Annotated in this window: 5 protein-coding genes and 1 tRNA gene; 1 reads left to right on the top strand and 5 read right to left on the bottom strand. The window is 43.6% G+C overall.

Annotation, left to right across the window (positions count from 1 at the left end; all coding sequences use genetic code 11):
- Window positions 1–527, bottom strand: a 527-nt coding sequence (locus RYL27_RS11115) for an FAD-dependent oxidoreductase (RefSeq protein WP_314967188.1), incomplete at its 3' end; no start/stop codon positions are given.
- 287 nt (window positions 528–814) lie between these two features.
- Between RYL27_RS11115 and RYL27_RS11110 the strand changes: the two genes are divergently transcribed.
- Window positions 815–1,267, top strand: coding sequence for a hypothetical protein (locus RYL27_RS11110; protein ID WP_314967187.1), 453 nt, complete (start codon window positions 815–817; stop codon window positions 1,265–1,267).
- 135 nt (window positions 1,268–1,402) lie between these two features.
- Here RYL27_RS11110 and RYL27_RS11105 read toward each other — a convergent pair whose 3' ends face one another.
- The 4 genes from RYL27_RS11105 to RYL27_RS11090 form a co-directional block, all read right to left on the bottom strand.
- Window positions 1,403–2,734 (bottom strand): UvrD-helicase domain-containing protein, encoded by a 1,332-nt coding sequence (locus RYL27_RS11105; RefSeq protein ID WP_314967186.1) that lies wholly within the window; start codon window positions 2,732–2,734, stop codon window positions 1,403–1,405.
- Between the two features lie 106 nt (window positions 2,735–2,840).
- Complete coding sequence (locus RYL27_RS11100; protein WP_007156742.1) at window positions 2,841–3,779, bottom strand: DNA-directed RNA polymerase subunit alpha; 939 nt, start codon at window positions 3,777–3,779, stop codon at window positions 2,841–2,843.
- A 97-nt stretch (window positions 3,780–3,876) separates the two neighbouring features.
- Window positions 3,877–4,158: a helix-turn-helix transcriptional regulator gene (locus RYL27_RS11095; protein WP_007156743.1), complete on the bottom strand. Its 282-nt coding sequence runs from the start codon at window positions 4,156–4,158 to the stop codon at window positions 3,877–3,879.
- 86 nt (window positions 4,159–4,244) lie between these two features.
- Window positions 4,245–4,317 (bottom strand) — tRNA-Thr (locus tag RYL27_RS11090).
- Window positions 4,318–4,377: the final 60 nt, after the last annotated feature.

Here is a 4,377-nt window from a genome sequence, read left to right as displayed (position 1 = left end):
CCGCCAATAATCACAAGGTTCTTAGGCAGAGTATCCAACTCCATCATGCTTTCACTGGTATATACTCTCTTCGAGCTCTCCACTCCGGCAATCTTTGGAATAATGGTCTTTGCACCGGTGTTGATAAAGATTCGCTCTCCCCGGATTTCCTCATCTCCCTTACCGCTTTCCACAAGAACACGATGCTCATCCAAGAAGGAGGCTCTTCCGTCGATGACTTCCACACCGGCACTCTGCACTTTTTCCAGATTCTTGCCTCTTAGGAAATGGGTCAGTCTTCTCTTCTCCTCAATAGCCTTCTGATAGCGCTCCGCCTTCTCGGAGAACTCCCCCCCCATTGCCGCAGACTCTCTGGCGCTATATTCCAAAGACTTCGAAGGAATACAAGCCACGTTAATGCAGGTACCTCCATAACGAAGGGGATTTTCCTCGATTAAAACCGTCTTCTCCCCCTTTTTTGCCAAGTAGCCTGCCAATGTTTTTCCTGCCTTACCAAATCCGATAATGATGTTTTGTACTTCCTTCATGTTCTTCCTTTTCCTTTCTTCTCCTTTATCCATCTCTGATTTCTAATTCAAAGTATGAAACTTAAACAATGGCAAGACTATAGCACAAAAACAAGGCTTTGTTTTACAATTCTTTAGAAAAAAATTCTAAAAGGAATGTAAAATTCTAAAGGAAAAAGGAAATGTCTTGTCTTTTTGATGCAGAAATTAAAATTTAGAGTATAATACAAAAGACACTTAGTTGAAACAAACTATTTTCTATAGTATAGAGTCCATAGAATCAGTATAGAAAAGGAGAAAAAATTTCCATGTTTTACCAGTTAGTCCATGAAAATGATGCTTCCTTCCGAATTCGTTTAGGGGTAAGCCGGATTACTTCTCAGGAGGAAGAAATCTTAAGTCAGATATTAGCCAGTCACCCCCATATTACCGGAATTCAGATTTATCCCGCAACATCAGGCATTCGAATTTTTTTTAAAGGCTCGAAACAGTCAATTTTAGAAAGTCTTCGTAAGATTCCCTATAGCAATGTCCGTTTTCTGGCAGAGCAGCTTCCCAAGCCGGAAAGTATCTATGTTCATCTTCTCCCTTCCAGTCAGGAAATTGTTCAGGAATTCCGTGGAAATAAAAAGATGAATCCGAAGTTAAAGCAAAAGCTTGGCACCGAGGTCATTATTGAGGCTTTAGTGGACAAATTCCTACCGGAACCGCTGAATCTGGCGTATCATGCCTTCCAGCTTTTGCTTCTTTCCAAAGCCTAAGTCCCTTTTCTTTGGCTTTTCCGTAAAAATCCGCTTTCACAGCTTCTCGGGCTGCTCCTATTATAGCAGTGGCTAAGCATTAAAAATCCCCTTTTCCAGTCCTAAGCCCCCTGCCCTCTAAAGGCTACAGGGAAGCTAAGGCTCCGGAAAGGGGATTTCTTTTAGCTCTTCCATATTGTAAAGACTATCGCAAAACCACTGCTCCTCCCCTTTTCCTTCCAGGAAAATGAGGGCATGCTTTGCTCTTGTTACCGCTACATATTCCAAACTGGTGTACTTGGATCTGGCTTCCGCACAGCTGTTTCCGCCGGTTTCCATCAAAATCACAATGTTGGCATTCAAGCCCTTGGAAGCATGGGCATCCAAAACCATGTGATCTAAAGAAGCTTCCGAAAATCCAAAGGGCTTCAAGACTTCTTTGTAGTCGCCTTCTTTCTCCTTGTCATTGGACAAAATCAAAAAATCTCTATCTCGCAAATCCGGATAGGACTTTAACAGTGCTCCCATCAAATCCTGTAAAGCACTTAGGCTATCCTTTTCCGAAGGATAGCGAAAAACACCGTGGAGAGGAGAATTTTGCAAAAACTCCGGCCTTTGGCAAGCCTTCATATCATGATAGGCGGGCATTCTCTTCCGAAAATGACGATTAATCCACTCTACCAGCTCCGCATTGGAACGATAGTTCTCATTGAGATAAAGAACCTTCACGTTCCGTTTTTTCTCCATGCGCCGCTTCATTTGGAAGAAAACCTGCCGTTCCGCTTCCTCCTCCTGGTAGATGGTTTGTCTGGGATCACCCACCATAAAGAGGCAATTATGCCGCATTTTCCCCTTCTTATCTGTGGAAAGCAGGAGAAGAATATCCAGTTGCGTCTGATTCAAATCCTGTAATTCGTCCGCATAAATCTTGGTAAAATCCCGTCGTAAAATCTGTAGAAGCTTGGGATTCTCTTTTAAGATCCTATAGCACTGCTCCTCCAAAGGCACATCGGAACACTCTGCTTCCATAGACTTATGTTCCGTAGATTCCTGCACCGCTTTTCGGATTTCCTGCAGGCAGACATTTTTTTCCACCTCTCCGATATATTGCTCCCTCTTCCAAGCCTCTTGAAAATGCTCCTTCACATGAATAACATAGAGGCAAAAGTCACGAAAAGTGGTGATATGCATACTGTCAATGCCATACACCTTTCGCTTTAGACGATGACTCATTTCTTTGTTAATCGCAATTTCCCGATACAAATGTTTCTTTATCTTCTGTTTAAATTCTGCAACCGCTTCATCCGTAAAGGCCAGCAAAAGAAAATGGGAAAGCCTTTCACCGCCCATAATCTGATTTAATATTCTTTTTGAAAGAAGGGTGGTCTTCCCTGTCCCCGGGCCCGCCACAATGAAAAGGTTATCCTCAGCCTCCCGGATATACTCCCTCTTCCTCTGCTCAGTCCAAAATTGCTTTCTTCTTTCCATCCATTTTCTTCTCCAAGAATCTTGGCCTTAAATTTTCCTCGCTATCATACCATAGAATTTTAAAAAAGGGTAAAAAATAGGGCATCGCAAAGCGATGCCCATCCTATTAATCCGCCTTGGAAGACAGGAACAATCCCATACTTTCCAACTTATTTAAAATCTCGTCCAAAGACTTTCTTCCCATGTTTCTCACCTTCATCAGGTCATCCATGGTCTTTGCACAAAGGTCTTCCACCGTATTGATTCCCGCTCTCTTTAAGCAGTTGTAGGAACGAACACTGAGCTCCAGCTCATCAATGCTCTTGTTCAACTCGTCTCTTCCTGCCTCCTGGTTTGCAACAGCAGCACCCTGCTCCTTTGCGGAGGTATCCATGTGCATAAAGAGCTGCAAATGGGTCTGTAAAATACGAGCCGCCAAAGATACGGCCTCCTCCGGCATCATAGTCCGGTCGGTGGTGACATCCAGAATCAAACGCTCTGTATTGCCCTGCTCTTCTACGAAGACATTCACCTTCTTTACAGGAGAATAAATCGCATCCACCGCAATCACGCCGATAGCAAGATCGCTGTGGTCTCTGGTGTTGGCTCCATCATAGCCTTTTCCCTTGCTGACCTTCATTTCCATGTAAATCTTGGCATCCTTACCGGATAAATGTGCTAAAACAAGGTCAGGATTCATGATTTCCACTTCGGAACTCACCTTAATATCGGAAGCCTTGACTACGCCCTCTCCCATGTAATCCACATAGGCCATCACAGGCTCCTCTCCGCTACCGGTATAGCGAAGTGCCAGGTTCTTCAAATTCATAATGATTTCGGATACGTCTTCCTTTACCCCGGGAATAGAAGAAAATTCATGATAGACACTATCCAGCTTTACTTCACTGACAGCAGATCCGGGCATAGAAGAAAGCAGAATTCTTCTTAAGGAATTCCCGAGAACCGTAGCCTCTCCCTTTGCTAAAGAATCACAAACGAAACGAGCATATCCCTGCTCCTCTACAAACTCTTTCACTTCCAAGACTGGTTTCATTATGTTTTCCATTCCACACTCCTACTAATCGCTTCTTTACTGAACCTATCTATTATACCTATTTTTCTCAAAATTTCGAGTAGTTTTCTGTAATTCCTTAAAATAAATTTTATGCAGCCAGATGCTTGTCCTTCTCCAAGCTGTCTCCGGACTTTCTCACCAAAATCTCCTCCATGGGAACTTCCAGGAGCACACTCAATGCAAACATATTGTCTAAGCTGGGCAAAGCCTTCCCCTGCTGCCACTTGTACACGGCCTGTGGCTCTAAAAATCCCATAAAAAGGGCAATATCCTTCACCTTCAAGCCCTTTTCCTTCCGTAAACGTTCAATGTTTTTCCCGGTGGCAAAAACGTCTATTACGGGATATTCCACGTTAATCTTTGCTTCCATAACGAACTCCCTCCTGTAAAAATGAGAAAAACCCTGATAAAAAATCAGCGGAAGCTGAACAAGCCAGTCTTCCGCAGTTAAGAAAAAGCTGATGACGGGAATCGGACCCGTGACCTCCGCACTACCAATGCGACGCACTACCGACTGTGCTACATCAGCGCATCCTGAATAAATTCAGAACATTGCTAAAATACCATAAAGCGACAGCACTGTCAATCA

Source organism: Oribacterium sinus, from assembly GCF_963537195.1.
Taxonomy (GTDB): domain Bacteria; phylum Bacillota; class Clostridia; order Lachnospirales; family Lachnospiraceae; genus Oribacterium; species Oribacterium sinus_A.
This window is presented reverse-complemented; position numbering and strand designations above follow the sequence as displayed.